This window comes from Mesorhizobium sp. WSM4830, assembly GCF_055811495.1.
In genome coordinates this window covers 19,807-35,989 of record NZ_JBVVQI010000014.1, presented here as the reverse complement: position 1 = coordinate 35,989, position 16,183 = coordinate 19,807, and the positions used below count along the sequence as shown (strand labels likewise).

Sequence of the window (16,183 nt, the reverse complement as noted above, 5' to 3'; positions counted from 1 at the left end):
TGGCGGAGTGTTGAGGTAACGCTGCTATCGAACGAGGATGTTGCGGAATTGCCACGGGTCTTTGGTGTCGAGGTCCTCGGGAAACAGACCAGGCCGATTGTCGAGCGGTGTCCAGTCCGTATAATAGCTCCTGACCGGCCCCAGATAGGGGTTCTGCACGTCGAGGCAGCGCTTGTAATCCATCTCGTCGGCTTCGACGATGCCGGCCTCCGGATTTTCCAGCGCCCAGACCATGCCGGCCAGCACCGCCGACGTGACCTGCATGCCGGTGGCGTTCTGATAGGGCGCCAGCTTGCGCGCCTCGGCCAGCGACAGCTGCGAGCCATACCAGTAGGCGTTCTTGGCGTGGCCGTAGAGCAGCACGCCGAGTTCGTCGATGCCATCGACCAGTTCGTTTTCGTCGAGCACGTGATGCACGGGCTGGGCGTTGCCGGCGGCACCGAACATCTCGTGCAGCGACAGCACGGCGTCGTTGCAGGGATGATAGGCGTAATGGCAGGTCGGCCGGTACTGCACCTTGCCCTTCTTGCTGTGCAACGTGAAGAAATCGGCAATCGAAATCGCCTCATTATGCGTCACCAGGAAGCCGTATTGCGGACCGGACGTCGGGCACCATGTGCGCACGCGCGTGTTGGCGCCGGGCTGCTCCAGAAAGATCGCGGCCTTCGAGCCGTTCTTGTGCTTTTTGGCGTTCTTCGGCATCCACGTCTCATGCGTGCCCCAACCGAGCTCGGCCGGCTGCAGGCCTTCCGAAATGAAGCCTTCGACCGACCAGGTGTTCCAAAACACGTTCATCGGCTTGGGTTTCTTGGTGCGCTGGGTGTCGCGCTCGGCGATATGGATGCCCTTGACGCCGGCCTTCTTCATCAGCCTGGCCCAGCCTTCGCGATCGTGCTGCGCGGGTTCCGCGAAGTCGAGGCCAAGATCTGTGGCGAGGTTGACCAGTGCCTGCTTGACGAACCACGAGACCATGCCGGGATTGGCGCCGCAGCATGAGATCGCCGTAGTGCCGCCCGGGTTCTTCGCGATTTCAGTACGCACGGTCTCGCGCAGCGCATAATTGGTGCGTGAGGCGTTGTCGGCCTTTTCGTCGAAATAAAAGCCGAGCCAGGGCTCGACCACCGTGTCGATATAGAGGACGCCAAGCTTGCGGCAGAGCTTCATCAACTCGAGCGAGGAAGTGTCGACCGACAGGTTGACGCAAAAGCCCTGGCCGCTGCCATTGGTCAAAAGCGGTGTCAGCAGCTTCTTGTAATTCTTTTTGGTCACCGCATCCTGCATGAAGGTGATGCCGCGCTCGTCGAGCAATTTGCGGTCGGTGTCGCGCGGGTCGATGACCGTCATGCGCGACTTGTCGAATTTGAAATGGCGCTCGATCAGCGGCAGCGTTCCCCGTCCGATCGAGCCGAAGCCGATCATCACCACAGGGCCGGTGATCTCACCGTAAACGGGCCAGTTTTCATTCGCCATTTATCGATTACTCCCTCAAAAAACGCTTCGGAACAGCGGCTTGGCCGCGGCGCGACAAACCATAGATCATTGTCACAATAAAGCGAAAAGCGGCCGGCCGGCCTCACGCCGCGCCATCCCGGCTACGGCTCGACCAGTCTCGCGAATTCAGGCTTGAAGAGGTCACGTGCCTCGGCGACTGGCAGTTCCAGCAGATCGTCGGCGCAGGCCTGGATGGCATGCGGCAGGGTCTGGAGCCCGAACACCAGAACCTGCTTGTCGCCCTCACGCCAGAGGCTGACCGCCAGATATTCGCCGATGAGATCGTCCATGCCGCATTCGGCTTCGTGATCGATGTCGGTCTGATCGGTCGGTTTCTTGCGCCGCTGCTTGACGAAGGAGGCCAGGGAAGGACCGGGCTTGCCATCCACCGTATCCGAGAAAATGTCCTGAAGGCCAAGCAGGACCCCGCGCCGCACATCCATGATGTAGGCGTCCGAATAGTTGGTCGGATGCGCTCCGCCGCAGAAGATGCTGCCGGACTCCCGCCAGCTCATCAGCCGCGGCGTCAGCGAGCTCACTTCGAATGTGCTGTCCTCATAGCCGCCGAGCGTGCCGTCGTTCACACCGTCAATCGGCCCGCCTTCGTTGAAACCGGCGTATTGCGCAGCCACGCAGCCGAGTGCGCCGATGTTTGCGCGCCAGTGCCTGTCCTGCAGCAGAGCATTCGCGGCCTCGATCGGAACGTTGCCGGACAATTCGACGATGCGCGGCGTGGCGAATTTGGTGCGGGGGTCGACGACATAGCGGTAGGTTGCGTCCGGCCAACCAGTGGTCTTGCCGATATCAAGCTGAGTGTCCATCCGCAGATAGTCATAGGGAGACGTTTCCATGGTGAGCGGCGTGTCATTGCCGAAGAACTTCATGAAGCTGAAATCGTAGAGATCGAGCGGGGTGCTGGGCTCATTCTCGCTCACTTGCCGACTTGCGACCCGTTCCAATCTGAGCGGCAGCGCCTTCTTTCCGTTCCAGCTGCCTTCAAGGGTCTTGCCGTTACTGGATAAGGCCAGGCGCCACACAGCGGCGATCGGCGCGGCCTTTCCGTCATCGCAATTATCGGCGCCGCATGCCTCCTCCTCGGCCAGTTCGAACTTGCTGCTCTTCCGCGACCTGGCTTGCAGCGGGATGTCGACGCCCTTCGAGCGGTAGAAGTAGCGGCCGGCCAGCGGGCCGTCGGCGGCCGCGGGGTCGCCGGTGAATTCGACGACGATATCGCTTTTTCCAAGCTTGCCGGCATAAGTCACCGGCTCCGCCTCGGCTGCTGTCGACAGTACCAGGATCGCGGCCATGAACGTGACCGGCCTGCCAAGATGCTGGATCATTGTTCCCCAAGCCACAAGTTACAGTTGTCTACCGCCGGCAATCACGGTCGGCTGTCAGGCGCTTATAGTCAAGTTGTGCCTCGTTCAGTGCCAGACGCTGCTCAGCGAAAAAAACGCTGCGAGCGCCGCCTCTGGCGCGGATGGCACGTCCGCCGTTTCAGCGGATTTGTGCCCTCGGCGCGGCTGTGGAGGCTCGAACCACCAGTTCTACCGGCAGAACGACCTGGCGGGGGGCTTCATTGTCAAGAACCATTCGGGCGGCAAGCCTGCCTTTTCCGATCACGTCTTGCGCGACAGTGGTCATTGGAGGCGTGGTGCGTGCGGATTCAGCGGTGCCGTCGAAGCCGACGACCGATACGTGGCCAGGCACGTCTATGCCGCGGCGAACCGCCTCGTCCAATATCGTGATTGCCTGCCAATCCGACATGGTCAGGATCGCGGTTGCTTCAGGCGCCCTGTCGAACACCACTGCTCCGGCAGATGGCTCGCCTGGGATCGTCTCGATGATCGGGACATCGTCGATCGACAAATTCGCCTCCGCCAAACCCTGTTTGAAACCGTCGAGCCTTTCGTCGTCGAGCGGGAAGCCGGCCAGAAGCGGGCGCGTTGCCTGTCCGGGCATGTGGACAATCGGCGGGCCGGGAGTCCGGCGCACCGAAAGGATAGCAAAATGCCGGTGCCCCAGCCCGGTCAAATGCCGGACGGCAGCTACCGCGCCGCTCCGGCCGTCGATCTTTATCGAATTGATGTCGGGACCTGCGTCGCTTTCGAGAATGACGAAGGGCAGACGCCGTCTCTGGACCGAAATTATGAGACCAATGTCGGCGCTGTGACCAAGGATAAAGCCGTCAACCAGCGCATCGCGGATGCTGGCGAAGCGAGTGTTGTCGGTGCCGTTTACAAGGCTGAGCGTCGTTCCAGCCTCGTCGCAGGCGAGCGAAACGCCGAGCACCAGCTCGCGGCCGTATGGGCTTCTAATCACTTCGGAGATGGCGTAGGCGCCAGGCGGCATGAACCCGATGGCATTGAACTTGCCGTCCCGCAGCAATCGTCCTTTCGGATCGGGGCCGCCAAACCCGAGCGCTCGCGCGGCCGCTTCGACGCGCTCGCGCAATTCAGGCCTGACCAGCTCCGGCCGGTTGAAGACGTTGGAGACAGTTCCCCGGGAAACTCCGGCAGCCTTGCCGACATCGGCTAGGGTGGGCATGGCGATTCACTCGTTTTCCCTGAGGTAGACCATTTCTTGGAGCGCTCCAAGATTTTATTGACTCAAAACCGAAATAGGCGGATCGTGTCTCTTGGAGCGCTCCAAGGACATCTATTCTGAGGTTTTTTGCGACTAGACATTGAGATCGTCGAATGGCGTGGCCGCAGCGGCCATGCCCAAGGAGAGGATGATGGCAGAAACCGATGTTTTTCCAGCCTCGCTCGTAGGCAGGACATTCGACTGCGTTTTCGGCCCCTTCGTGCCGCGGCTGACGTTTCTCTCGCCGCAGGAATTGCATATCCAGGCGTCGATCGGGACCACCGAAATCGATGAGGTGGTCAACGTCGGCCTGACCAGCGTGCGCCCGAATCTCGTGCTCGCGAGCTGGACGGAGCAGAGCGGCAACTTCATTGTGCAGTTGCAGGACCACGAGAAGGGGATCGTTCATAATTGTGCGCGGCTGGCCGATGGGCAGCTCTTCTGTGCCCAGGGCGCCATTCAAGTCGTTCCAGCATAAGGGAGGAAAATGCGATGGAACTCGCTTACGACAGTCATCTGCTTGCCCGAATTCTGCTGAGCATCGCGACCGTGGGCTACGGTGTGGTGACGATCAAAGCCGACTTGAACGCCACCCACGCCACCAATCCGCTCTGGACTCCCCACGCCCGGTTTCACGTCGTCTGGCAGGTGTTGAGCTACACCGGAGTGGCGCTGATTGCGCTCGGACTTATCTGGATCAAGGGGCAACTCGAAGCCGAGCGGCTCTATCTCGCCGGGGGATTGGCTGCGGCCATGTATGGGGCGTTCTTCGCGGCCATGCTCTCGCGGCCGATGTATGGCGGCGTGCTGTATGATGAGAACGGCTATCTGCCGTTCCGGCCGCCGTTTGGACCGGCGGGCTGGCGGTGGGATGTCAACGTCACCGTCTTTACCGCGATGTCCGCGATCCTGCTGCTGGGCCTGGCCGCGATTTAGGGCAGTTCCAGGAAAAGTGTGAAACGGTTTTCCGTCCGGAATTGCGCAAGAACAAAAAGAACAAAAAGATAGAGCGGTTCGGCGTTCCGTGAAACGATGAACTGCTCTAGGAGAGCGCCAGCGCCCTGAGCCACGCGACCAGCCGGTCACGGTCGGCGGTCATCCCCTTGTAGTCGAGCTGTGCCTCGTCCAGCGCCAGAAGTTGTTCGGCCAAGGACGCTGCGAGCGCCGCGTGGTCGGGGTGGCGCTCCAGCACGGCGAGCGGGTCGAGATGGATGCGGATGGTGAAGAGTATGTCGCCCGAAACGGGGAGCTTTCTCAGCGTCTGCCGCTCGACGCGGATAAAGGCATGGGCGTCGATGTCGCCGTCCGGGAATCTCGACGGGCGACTGCTGGCACGGTCGATGCGCTCGAGGTTAGAGAGCGGATGGTAGAGCGCATCGCCCGCCTGGATCGACCAGTTGTAGCGCTCGACGGCTTGGCCCTGGAGGCCATCGAACATGCGGTTGATGAGATCGGCCGGTCGTGTGCCTGGGCCGAAACCCGGTACCGGCGCGTGGATCTGCTGCAGCGGCTTGCCGAATTTTTCGATCAGCGACCATGACGAGGGGAAGCAGAGCGAGCCGGCCGCCAGGCGCCAGCCGCTCTCGTCGCGGCGCATCAGGATCAAATCCTCCTGGACGAGTAACGAGGCCGCCACAAGCGGCGCATCGTTGAAAGAAGCTGAGGTGCCTGAGCCTTCGAGATTGTCGGTGCCGCCGATCACCTCGATCGCGTCGGCGGTACGCCTGTGCGTATCAGGAAAGTTCGCCGCCAGATGCGCACCGAGCAGATCGAGCACTTCGCGCTGGGCCTCGCGCGTTGCTTGCTCCTCGACAAAAACCCTGTCGGGAATTTCCGTGTAAAGCCGGCGTTTCTCGGCAAGATAGGGCAGCAGATATTGGTCGACCTCGATCCAGCTATCGAGATTGAGCGGTTTCAGCCCGATGGTGAACAGTTTCGACGAGCCGTCATAGGGTGTGTGGGTCGGTGGGCGGAAACTCATGCTTCTTTGTAGGCTTCCAGTGCGGCAGCGGCCATTCTCGCCGTGAATTCGGTGATTTCGTAATCGGCGGCACCTGCCTTGGCGAAGGGATCGTCCGCCAGTCTGGCATCGAGCACTTCGCGTGGACCGTGCGCGATGATGATGCCGCCGGTCCTCGGCCGCTTCGGCCCGGAGGCGACAAAGATGCCTTGCGCATAGCAGGCCTTCAGCCACTCGACATGCGCTTGCTGCAGGCGGTCGATCTCGGTCAGCGGCACCTTGTAGTTCAGCGAAACCACGAACATTGTTGTCTCCCGATGCTTCAGCCCAGCCGCGCCGGGATCAATCCGCGCAGCGAGTTGCCGACGAACAGCGCCTTGGCCGATTTCAGTTCGTTCCACGTGTAGACCGCTTCACCGGCACGGCCTTGATCCAGCAGTTCACCGCGCAGGACGCCAGGCAGCAGGCCGCAATCGAGCCGCGGCGTGGCCAACACGCCGTCGCCGAAATCGGCAAAGACGTTGGTGATCGTGCCCTCGCAGATTTCACCGCGCTCATTGGCGAGCAGCACCTCGTCGGCCCGGCCGGCAAGATATTCGGCGCGGGCGCGCGTAAAGGTTTGTCGGCGGCTGGTCTTGTGACGCAGCAGCGTGTCGCTCGAGTCAAGCCGCACCCGTGCCAGCTGCAGTGTCCAGACCTTGTCGGCGGCAAGCGGCTCGTAGGGCTGCACCGAAACCGCAACTTCGCCATTGCGCGACAGGACGAGGCGTGTGCGCAACGCGATCTGTTGGTGACCAACCGCATTCATCAGCGCTTCGCCGATCCTTTGCGGATCGCAGGCGAAGCCGAGTTCGTTTGCCGAGCCGTAAAGCCGCGCGAGATGGCGGTCGAAACGGAGGAAACCCGAGCCGGGTTCCCAGCGCATTGTTTCGATCAGTTCGAAATCGGCAGTGTTCCCGTCGCGAAACGGGCTTTCAGCAGACACTCCTGGTACTCCTCTTCGGCCGTCGAATCGAAGACGACGCCACCGCCGACATTGTAGACCGCGTCGCCATTGGCAAAGAGCGAGATGGTGCGGATCGCCACCGAAAAGCGCATCCGGCCGCCGGGCGCGATCCAGCCTATGGCGCCGCAATAGACATCGCGCGGGCCACTTTCCAGCTCACGCAGGATCTCCATGGCGCGGATCTTCGGCGCGCCTGTGATCGAACCGCAGGGGAACAGCGCGGCGAAAATCTGGCGGATGGCGAGGCCGGGCAAAAGTTTTGCCCGCACGCGGCTCACCATCTGGTGGACGGTCGGGTAGCTCTCGATGCGGAAAAGCTCCGGCACATCGAGCGTGCCAACCTCGCTGATCAGTGAGATGTCGTTGCGCAGGAGATCGACAATCATCCGGTTCTCGGCCTGGTTCTTCTCGTCGTTGCGCAAGAACGCTTTCAGGCGGTCGTCCTCCGCCTTGGTGGCGCCGCGCGGCGCAGTGCCTTTCATCGGATGTGTCTCGATCATGCCTTCCGCGTCGACGTCGAAGAACAGTTCGGGCGAACGCGACAAGACGATCGGATCGCCGAACGCGATCAGCGCCCCGTACTTCACCGGCTGGCGTTCGGTCAGCGCGTTGAAGGCGACCAGCGGATCGCCCGACCATTGCGCATGGACCGGAAAGGTCAGGTTGCCCTGATAGCAGTCGCCCTTGCGGATGTGGTCATGCAGCCTGGCAAAGCGTTTGGCGTAGTCGTCCGAAGACCAGGCCGCCTTGGCGTCGAAGATCGGGCCGTTGCTAGCCGGCGGATCGCCTGGCGCGACCGTCTCCTCGACCGGCGCATCGAACACGCCGAGGCAGAAAAGCGGGGCGCGGCGGCCCGCCGGCAGCAGCGGAACGAGCTTGGGTTCGAGCAGGTAACCGGCCTCGTAGGAGAAATAGCCGGCTAGCCATTTGCCGCCGTCATGTGCAGCCTGCGCGGCTTCCAGCGCCGGCAAAAAATCCGCCTCGCCATGCGCTGCGATTATCTCGGCCGGCCGGTCGAAAACGAGCTGACGCGCGGTCTCGTCATTCCTGAAAATTGCAAAGGGCAGGGGCAGGGACATAAGGCTCGGATGCTGCGGTCACCAGCGATCGATCTATATGGGGGCTCGACCGTTCGCAATCGAGGGAACGGCGTCTCAAGACGCAAAGGCGCGGGAGGCAAAAACAAAAGCGGCGCCAGAGGGCGCCGCCTTGTTCCAGATGCCGCCTTGCAATGGCTCAGGTATTGCTGGCTTCTCCCGCGGTCGGGAAGCGGCGCGCAAATTCCTTCTCGTCACCGGCGGAAAGCAGTTTCGCCTGCTCGATCCAGCGTTCACGTTCGATGCGGCCGTCGAAATTCAACGTCGCCTCGATCCGCTTGACATCGTCGGGTGTCCAGGCGGCGATCTGGGCATAGGTCGTGACCCCAAGCCCTTTGAGCAGCCGCTCGTTGGTCGGGCCGATGCCGATCAGGCGACGCAGATCGTTGGCTTTGCCTGGGGCAGTGGCTGTTGCCTTGCCGCTCGCGGCTTTCTTTGCAGCTGGCGGGGCCTTGCTCGCCGCCGACGCGGTCTTGCTTGCCGCTGGCGCAGCCTTGCTTGCCGCCGGCGCGCTCCGGGGCGCGGCGCTCGCTTTCGATGCAGGCGGTTTCGGCGTTGCCGTTTTCGCGGCACTTGCGCGTGGCGCGGTCACGGCCTTTGCCGTCGGAGATTTCTTCGGCGCCGGTTTGGCTGGTGCGGATGTCGACATCAGGGTTGACGGCGCCTGCATCGCCGCCTTGGTCGCGCCGGCCTTGGCGGCTGGCGCCTTGGCTGTTGCCGCCTTCGCGGTTGGCGCCTGGGTGGGTTTCGCCTCGCCCAGCCGGCGTTCGAGATCGGCGCGGGCGCGGCCGCATGCATCCAACTCACCGGTCAGACGGTCGCTATCGGCCCGCAATCTGTCACGTTCGCTGCGCGTGCGATCGAGATCGCCGCGCAAACTGTCGAGTTCGCCACGCAGGCGTCCCCAAATGAACCAGCCAACCAACACACCTACCAAGAACGCCAGGAGCATGTAGAAAAAAGTGCCCATTGTCTTTCTCTCTCCAGTCCGATCCGTCCGCCCTGGCCTGTGGAGCCATGACCTCGGCGAAGGACCATTCGATGGTGATTCCGCAATTTGCAGAACAGCCGGCTTCGATCGAGCTGTCGGCGACCGGTTTGCCCCTGGCCAACAACCGTTGTCGCATCCGCCGACACGCCATGACCGGTCGGGAGTTTCCGACGGGATCCATTCGTGCCCGGCCGAGCTTGAGGGCGGACGCTATCATACAGCTTACGGGAATCTAACGGAAAACTTCCATGGAAAGTTATTTAAGAACAAATATCCAAGACAAGAATAGAATCGTCGCCAATATGCATTGCAGCTAAACTGTTCTGGAAAACCCGGTCACCCGGTGTTGCGCATCACCCAGTGTTGCGCATCACCCAATGTTGCGCATCAATTGTCCAGTGCTTCCAGCTCGTCGATCAGTCCGCTGATCACGCCAAGCCCGATCTGCCAGAAGGCAGGGTCGGCCGCGTCGAGGCCGAACGGCGCCAGAAGCTCGGAATGATGCTTGGTGCCGCCGGCGCGCAGCATGGCAAAATATTTCTCCTGAAAGCCGCGCTCGGCGTTCTGGTAGACCGCGTAGAGCGAGTTCACCAGGCAATCGCCGAATGCATAGGCATAGACGTAGAAAGGCGAGTGGATGAAGTGCGGGATATAGGTCCAGAAAACCTCGTACCCGTCGCGCAGCTTGATCGCCGGCCCGAGGCTTTCGGCCTGCACTTCCAGCCAGAACTGGCCGAGTTTGTCGGAGGTCAATTCGCCGCTCTTGCGCTCGGCATGCACCTTGCGCTCGAACTCGTAGAAGGCGATCTGGCGCACGACCGTGTTGATCATGTCCTCGACCTTCTGGGCGAGCATGGCCTTGCGTTCGCGCTTGTCGGTGGTCTGCTCGAGCAGCGAGCGGAAGGTCAGCATCTCACCGAACACCGATGCGGTTTCGGCCAGCGTCAGCGGCGTCGACGCCATCAAGGCGCCCTGGCCGCCGGCCAGCACTTGGTGCACGCCGTGGCCGAGCTCGTGCGCCAGCGTCATTACGTCGCGCGGCTTGCCCATATAGTTGAGCAGCACATAGGGATGCGCCGAAGGCACGGTCGGATGGGCGAAGGCACCAGGCGACTTGCCGGGTCTCACCGGTGCATCGATCCAGTTGCGGTCGAAGAAAGTTCTGGCGATCTCCGCCATGTCGGGTGAAAATTGCTGGTAGGCGGAAAGGACGGTGTTCTTGGCCTCGTCCCAGCCGATGACCGCCTGCGGGGTCTCCGGCAGGGGCGCATTGCGGTCCCAATGGTTCATCACCTCCATGCCGAGCCAGCGCGCCTTCATCGCATAATAGCGATGCGACAGGCGCGGATAGGCGTCGCGAACCGCGGCGGCGAGTGCATCCACCACGCTGCGTTCGACGCGGTTGGCGAGATGGCGGGAATCGGCAATGTCCTCGAAGCCGCGCCAGCGGTCGGAGATCTCCTTGTCCTTGGCCAGCGTGTTGGTGACCAGCGTAAAGACGCGCAAATTCTTGCGGAAGGTCGTGGCCAGCGCCTCGGACGCCCGGCGGCGCACCTCGCCATCGGCGTCCTGCAGACGATTGAGTGCCGGCTCCAGCGTCAGCTCCTCGCCGTCGACGTCGAAGCGCAAATCGGTCATCGTCTCGTCGAACAGGCGGTTCCAGGCCCCGCGCCCGGTGATCGACTTTTCGTGGAAGAGCTGCTCGATGCGGTCTTCGAGCTGATAGGGCTTGTCCTTGCGCAAATCGAGCACCCAGGGCCGGTAATGGGCGAAGGCCGGATCGGCGGCGAGTGAGGTTTCGATCGCGCCATCGTCGATGAGGTTCAGCTCGAGCGCGAAAAACAGCAGGTGCGCGCTGGCATCGGTCATCTTTTCCTGGATGTCGCCATAGAGCTTGGCGCGCTGCGGATCCGACGTGTTGCCGGCATAGACAAGGCCTGCATAGGAGACGATGCGGCCGATCAACTCCTCCAGCGCTTCATAGGCCTGAAGCGCCTCGCCCAGCCTGCCGGCGCTGCCACGCCCTGCCTCAGCGGCGAGCGTGCCTTTCCAACGGCTTTCGAAGGCGATGACATCGGCGGCGGCCTTGGCGATGTCGCGCTTCAACTCGGGCGCTTCCATGCCCGAATAGAGATCGGCCAGATTCCATTCCGGCAGATCGCCAAGCTCCGCTACGCCCTGACCGGGCGCCGCCGCCAGCTTTCGAGCAAAAACCATGCGCATTGCCGATCCTTCCAGACACAAAAATTCGAGGAAACGAGAAGCCGGTCAAATCCTAAGGAATTCATTCACCGGGTTTTTTGAAAGCTTATTTAGAACCCTGTGCCAAGATGATCCATAGGGCGCATTCTCGGGCGGGCACGGTCGGATCAGTCATGGCAGCTTCCATACTCATAGTCGATGACGATCCCGTGCAGCGCAGGCTGCTCGAGGCGGCGGTGACGAAATTCGGCCACACCGCGATCGTCGCCGATGGCGGTGAGGCCGGTCTCGATCTTGTCGACGGACCCAATGCGCGCGACGTGTCGGTGGTCATCCTCGACCTGATGATGCCCGGGCTCGACGGCATCGGCGTGCTGAAGGCGATGCGCGAGCGCGGCATCCACATTCCGGTCATCGTGCAGACCGCGCAGGGCGGCATCGAAACCGTCGTTTCGGCAATGCGTCACGGCGCCTTCGACTTCGTCGTCAAGCCGGCCTCTCCCGACAGGCTGCAGGCGTCGATCGGCAACGCCCTCAAGGTCGAGGCGCTCGAAGGCGAAGTGAAGCGCTCGTCACGGCAGCGCGGCGGCCATCTGACGTTCAAGGACATGATCACTCAAAGTCCGGCGATGGATCGGGTGATCCGGCTCGGCCGCAAGGCGGCGGGCTCCAACATTCCGATCCTGATCGAAGGTGAATCCGGCGTCGGCAAGGAACTGGTGGCGCGCGCCATCCAGGGCAGCGGCGACCGCCGCTCGAAACCCTTCGTCACCGTCAATTGCGGCGCCATCCCCGACAATCTGGTCGAATCGATCCTGTTCGGACACGAGAAGGGCTCGTTCACCGGCGCCACCGAAAAACATACCGGCAAGTTCGTCGAAGCGCACACCGGCACGCTGTTCCTTGACGAAATCGGCGACCTGCCGCTCGATGTGCAGGTCAAGCTGCTCCGCGCCGTGCAGGACGGCGAAGTCGATCCGGTTGGCGGGCGCTCGACCGTCAGGGTCGACATCAGGCTGATATCGGCAACCCATCGCAACCTGCTGCAGCAGGTCAAGGACGGCAAGTTCCGCGAGGACCTGTTCTACCGGCTGAACGTCTATCCGATCTTCGTGCCGCCACTGCGCGACCGTCGCGACGACATCCCCTATCTGGTCGAGCACTTCATGGAGAAGGTGGCGCCCACCGATCCGCGCCACCGTCTGCGAGGCATCTCGGCTGCGGCGCTTGCCATGCTGCAGGCCTATGACTGGCCGGGCAACATAAGGCAGCTCGAAAACGCCATCTTCCGGGCTTCGGTGCTTGCCGACGGCGACATGCTGACCGAAGAAGAATTCCCGCAGATCCGGGCGCAGGTCGAGGGCACGGTCAATCTCGATTCGGGTATCGCCTTGGCAGATTCAGGGGGGCCAGCTTCAAGGGGGCCAGCTCCAGGGTGGCCAGCTTCCGGCTTGGCTTCCGGCAGCCAGCCGCGCGACAACTTGCCGGCCGCCGGCGGCATAGCAACCGCCGATCCCGACGCGCCGGCCAGGCCTCGCTTCGGCACGCTGCGGGCGCTCGACGAGCGCGGCAATGTGCGTGCTCTGGCCGACGTCGAACTCGAAATGATCAAGCTCGCCATCGACCACTACAACGGCCAGATGAGCGAAGTCGCCCGCCGCCTCGGCATCGGCCGGTCGACGCTCTACCGCAAGCTCAAGGAATATGGCATCGACCCGGAAACCGGCCGCGTCGAACGGCTCGCTTCCTGAGTCACAGGGCCAAGCCGGTTCTCATCCGGGCATCCATTCGAAGCAAGCACGCCTCGAAACGAGGTATCCGCCGCAGTGTTCACGTATTAAGGCGGGCGGTAACAGATCGTGTTTCGGTCTGGCGCCAAAACATGATCTAAACCAGCGGTTTACCAAGATATCCTGCGCAATATTTTTGGCGGGATATCGCCACCGTGTTACCGCATTTCGGCTTCAATAAGCGATGATTAACCATTAGGATCGATATTCGGATGCATACACCACGCATCCGTTTGGTCAAATCCGGGGACAAAACGGCAGCCTGCAAGGCCTTTTGATTTGAACAGAATCGAACGACACAAAAACGGGCGGCATTATCACATGAGCGTCTGGCCGAGATGGCTGGCAGCGGTGATTGTTGCCGCCGGGTTCCTTGCAGCGGCGGCAACCGGCGCCAGTGCCGAGACACGTTCGCTGAAGCTCTATCATCTCCACACGCATGAAAAGGCGGAGATCGTCTACAAGCGCAATGGCCGCTACGACCAGGCGGGCTTGCGAAAGATCAACATCATCCTGCGCGACTGGCGTCGCAACGAGCCGACCAAGATGGATCCGCGCCTGCTGGACTTGGTCTGGGAGGCGTATCGGGAGAGCGGCGCCACCGATTACATTCAGGTCGTCTGCGGCTATCGTTCGCCGGCCACGAATTCGATGCTGCGCAGCCGCAGCAGGGGGGTCGCCGAGAAGAGCCAGCACATGCTCGGCAGGGCGATGGATTTCTACATTCCCGGCGTCCCGCTGAAGAAGCTGCGCGACATCGGCCTCAGGATGCAGGGCGGCGGCGTCGGCTACTATCCCAGCTCCGGCTCGCCCTTCGTGCATATGGATGTCGGCAATGTGCGCCACTGGCCCGGCATCAGCCGCCAGGAACTGGCGCGCGTATTCCCCAACGGCAAGACGCTGCATGTACCGAGCGACGGCAAGCCGCTGCCTGGTTATCAACAGGCGCTCGCCTCCTATAAGGCCCGCAAGGGCGCCGGCGCGCCGGCCATCGAACTGGCCAGCGCAAGCGGCGGTGCAAAAAAATCCCGCGGGTTCCTGGCAGCCTTCTTCGGCGGCGGCGACGACGAGGCGGACGACAGCGCCGATGTGGCGATGGCCGAGCCAGCGCCAAAGCCCCGTAACGTGAAGCCGGCGCCGTCCGCCAAGAGCGGCAACCTGCCTGGCATTGCCATCGTGGCGCCTCAGGATGCCAAGCGCGCCGAGATTCCGGAAGTCGCCGATGCTCCGGCGCCTGCGCCAGAACCGGAGAATGACACACCGGAGACGATCATCGCGGCATTGCCGGCGCGCAGCATTCCGCTGCCGGATTTTGCTCCGCGCCCGAAGACGGACGTCGGCGCCCGGCCGCCTGAAAACGTTCCGTTCGGCGTGGCGGATGCGGCTGGATCGACCGAACAGGCGGTGGCGACCGCGCAAGCGTCGGCAAGCGTGGCGCCGGCAAGCGTGGCACCTGAAAACGTTCCGTTCGGCGTGGCAGACCCGTCTGCCGCGGCCGGCCCGGTGCAGGTCGCGGCCAACACCATTCCGGTGCCGAGCTGGCGGCCCGATCATTCGCTGCCGGCCGATCTTTCGCAGGCGGGTCTTGCGCCGCAGGACAAGCAAGTGTTGCTGGCGCTGGCGAGTGCGGCCGAGCGGAGCAACACCGCCACCGACGCATTCTCCGTATTGCCGTCGGCGCGGCCAGACAGTTCGCAGCCCGACGAGGTCAAGGCCGTTCTGGAACGGGTCAGCGCGACCGACGAATACAAGGTCGCGTCGCTTTCCGAGCAAGCATCGGTGTTTGAGGAACCGGCGAACGACGACGGCGCATCGAGCGACGGGGCATCGCCGCGCGAGGCCATCGTTGCCCGCCCGGCAGGCTCCGATCCGGCTGCCGTCATCGGTGCAGGCGTGAAGACCACACGCAAGGAACCCAGGGCCACCGCCCGCGACCTGAAGCCCGGCCCCAAGCCGGTGGTGGTCGCCGCCGCGCCGCAGGCCGCCCGGTGGGCGCTGCACAGCGGTGAGTATGTCGCAACCGTTTCAGATGCGACAACGGCGCCGCGCTACGCCTACGACTTCGTCCGTACGGCACCGAGCGAGGTCTATACGGTAGGCTTCCAGCCGGGGAACGAAATGGCCGACGCCAACCGGTTCACCGGCAAGGCCGTCAAGTTCATGTCGGTGGCCCGCTTCAAGACCGAGTAGGCTGGTACCCCGCGCGGCCTCCACCGCCGGCACTGGCTTCCTTCATCCCGGGATGCTAACCACTGGTCGGCATTCTCCCGCTTCGTCTAATGGTAGGACAGCGCCCTTTGAAGGCGTGAATCGTGGTTCGAGCCCATGAGCGGGAACCAGCCGGCGAACCAGATCGGCAGCAGGCCAGATCGGCAGCGGCTTTTCATGTGGAAGGTGTTAGCGCCCGAGCTTGCTTGCGGCGCGCGCCAAGGCTTCGATCTCGTCCCATTTGCCGGCCTTGACCAGATCGTCCGGCGCCACCCAGGAACCTCCGACGCAGATGACGTTGGGCAGGCTGAGGTAGTCGGCGGCGTTCTTGCCGGTGATACCGCCGGTCGGGCAGAATTTCACGTCGGCAAGCGGCGAGGCGAACGCCTTGAGCGAGGCAATGCCGCCCGACTGTTCGGCCGGGAAGAATTTCAGAAAGCGCAGGCCGGCTTCGCGAGCGGCCATGACCTCTCCCGGCGTGATGGCGCCAGGCAGCAACGGCACATCGCTGTCCTTGGCTGCCGCGAGAAGCTCGCGCGTGATGCCGGGGCTGACGATGAACTTCGAACCGGCGGCCGCCGCCTCGCCAAACTGGCGGGCGTCCAGGATGGTGCCGGCGCCGACGACCGCGTCTTCGATCTCGCCCGCCACCCGGCGGATCGCCTCCAGCGCGTCGGCGGTGCGCAGCGTGATTTCGATCGCCGGCAGGCCGCCGCGGGCCAGCGCGCGGGCCAGCGGCACCGCGTCGGCAACATTGTTGATCTTCAGCACCGGTATGACCGGCTGGCCGTTGAGGAGCGACAGGAGCTTTTCGGTCGTGCTGGGCATTCGTCGTCTCTCCTCTGTTGATCA

General features: G+C 62.9%; 14 protein-coding genes and 1 tRNA gene. 5 read left to right on the top strand and 10 right to left on the bottom strand.

Annotation, left to right across the window (positions count from 1 at the left end):
• Nucleotides 1–24: 24 nt before the first annotated feature.
• From AC0L2Y_RS18715 to AC0L2Y_RS18705, 3 genes are all read right to left on the bottom strand, one after another.
• Nucleotides 25–1,470: a homospermidine synthase gene (locus AC0L2Y_RS18715; RefSeq protein WP_473558530.1), complete on the bottom strand. Its 1,446-nt coding sequence runs from the start codon at nucleotides 1,468–1,470 to the stop codon at nucleotides 25–27.
• A gap of 122 nt (nucleotides 1,471–1,592) precedes the next feature.
• Nucleotides 1,593–2,831: a hypothetical protein gene (locus tag AC0L2Y_RS18710; protein ID WP_473558528.1), complete on the bottom strand. Its 1,239-nt coding sequence runs from the start codon at nucleotides 2,829–2,831 to the stop codon at nucleotides 1,593–1,595.
• A 157-nt stretch (nucleotides 2,832–2,988) separates the two neighbouring features.
• Nucleotides 2,989–4,038 carry a LacI family DNA-binding transcriptional regulator gene (locus AC0L2Y_RS18705; RefSeq protein ID WP_473558525.1) on the bottom strand — a complete coding sequence of 350 codons (1,050 nt, stop codon included), beginning with the start codon at nucleotides 4,036–4,038 and terminating at the stop codon, nucleotides 2,989–2,991.
• 190 nt (nucleotides 4,039–4,228) lie between these two features.
• On the opposite strand from AC0L2Y_RS18705, the gene AC0L2Y_RS18700 reads away from it, so the two are divergent.
• Nucleotides 4,229–4,555, top strand: a complete 327-nt coding sequence (locus tag AC0L2Y_RS18700) for a MoaF-related domain-containing protein (protein WP_473558523.1) — start codon at nucleotides 4,229–4,231, stop codon at nucleotides 4,553–4,555.
• A 14-nt stretch (nucleotides 4,556–4,569) separates the two neighbouring features.
• Entirely contained in the window at nucleotides 4,570–5,013 is a 444-nt protein-coding gene (locus tag AC0L2Y_RS18695; protein WP_473558520.1) for a hypothetical protein, read from the top strand.
• A gap of 106 nt (nucleotides 5,014–5,119) precedes the next feature.
• On the opposite strand, the gene AC0L2Y_RS18690 is transcribed toward AC0L2Y_RS18695, so the two are convergent.
• The 6 genes from AC0L2Y_RS18690 to AC0L2Y_RS18665 form a co-directional block, all read right to left on the bottom strand.
• Nucleotides 5,120–6,058, bottom strand: a complete 939-nt coding sequence (locus AC0L2Y_RS18690) for a heme-dependent oxidative N-demethylase family protein (RefSeq protein WP_473558518.1) — start codon at nucleotides 6,056–6,058, stop codon at nucleotides 5,120–5,122.
• A complete protein-coding gene (locus AC0L2Y_RS18685) occupies nucleotides 6,055–6,342 on the bottom strand; it encodes a YciI family protein (RefSeq protein WP_473558516.1) in 288 nt (95 codons plus the stop codon). Before AC0L2Y_RS18685 ends, AC0L2Y_RS18690 begins: the two co-directional genes overlap by 4 nt.
• Nucleotides 6,343–6,359: 17 nt before the next feature.
• Nucleotides 6,360–7,022, bottom strand: coding sequence for an aminotransferase class IV family protein (locus AC0L2Y_RS18680; protein WP_473558513.1), 663 nt, complete (start codon nucleotides 7,020–7,022; stop codon nucleotides 6,360–6,362).
• On the bottom strand, nucleotides 6,971–8,122 hold the full coding sequence (locus tag AC0L2Y_RS18675; RefSeq protein ID WP_473558512.1) for an aminodeoxychorismate synthase component I: 1,152 nt from the start codon (nucleotides 8,120–8,122) through the stop codon (nucleotides 6,971–6,973). The genes AC0L2Y_RS18680 and AC0L2Y_RS18675 overlap by 52 nt, the downstream gene beginning before the upstream one ends.
• A gap of 157 nt (nucleotides 8,123–8,279) precedes the next feature.
• The gene (locus tag AC0L2Y_RS18670) at nucleotides 8,280–9,110 is read right to left on the bottom strand and encodes a proton-conducting membrane transporter (RefSeq protein WP_473558510.1); all 831 of its coding nucleotides are present in this window, start codon (nucleotides 9,108–9,110) and stop codon (nucleotides 8,280–8,282) included.
• Between the two features lie 408 nt (nucleotides 9,111–9,518).
• Nucleotides 9,519–11,354 (bottom strand): M3 family oligoendopeptidase, encoded by a 1,836-nt coding sequence (locus AC0L2Y_RS18665; protein ID WP_473558507.1) that lies wholly within the window; start codon nucleotides 11,352–11,354, stop codon nucleotides 9,519–9,521.
• A gap of 152 nt (nucleotides 11,355–11,506) precedes the next feature.
• On the opposite strand from AC0L2Y_RS18665, the gene AC0L2Y_RS18660 reads away from it, so the two are divergent.
• The 3 genes from AC0L2Y_RS18660 to AC0L2Y_RS18650 all read left to right on the top strand — a co-directional run bounded on the left by AC0L2Y_RS18660 (nucleotide 11,507) and on the right by AC0L2Y_RS18650 (nucleotide 15,462).
• A complete protein-coding gene (locus AC0L2Y_RS18660) occupies nucleotides 11,507–13,084 on the top strand; it encodes a sigma-54-dependent transcriptional regulator (RefSeq protein ID WP_352488757.1) in 1,578 nt (525 codons plus the stop codon).
• 360 nt (nucleotides 13,085–13,444) lie between these two features.
• Nucleotides 13,445–15,313, top strand: a complete 1,869-nt coding sequence (gene mepK / locus AC0L2Y_RS18655; protein ID WP_473558506.1) for a peptidoglycan L,D-endopeptidase MepK — start codon at nucleotides 13,445–13,447, stop codon at nucleotides 15,311–15,313.
• Nucleotides 15,314–15,388: 75 nt separating this feature from the next.
• Nucleotides 15,389–15,462 (top strand) — tRNA-Gln (locus tag AC0L2Y_RS18650).
• Nucleotides 15,463–15,520: 58 nt separating this feature from the next.
• Here AC0L2Y_RS18650 and AC0L2Y_RS18645 read toward each other — a convergent pair.
• Nucleotides 15,521–16,159: a 2-dehydro-3-deoxy-phosphogluconate aldolase gene (locus AC0L2Y_RS18645; protein ID WP_352564904.1), complete on the bottom strand. Its 639-nt coding sequence runs from the start codon at nucleotides 16,157–16,159 to the stop codon at nucleotides 15,521–15,523.
• Nucleotides 16,160–16,183 lie beyond the last annotated feature (24 nt).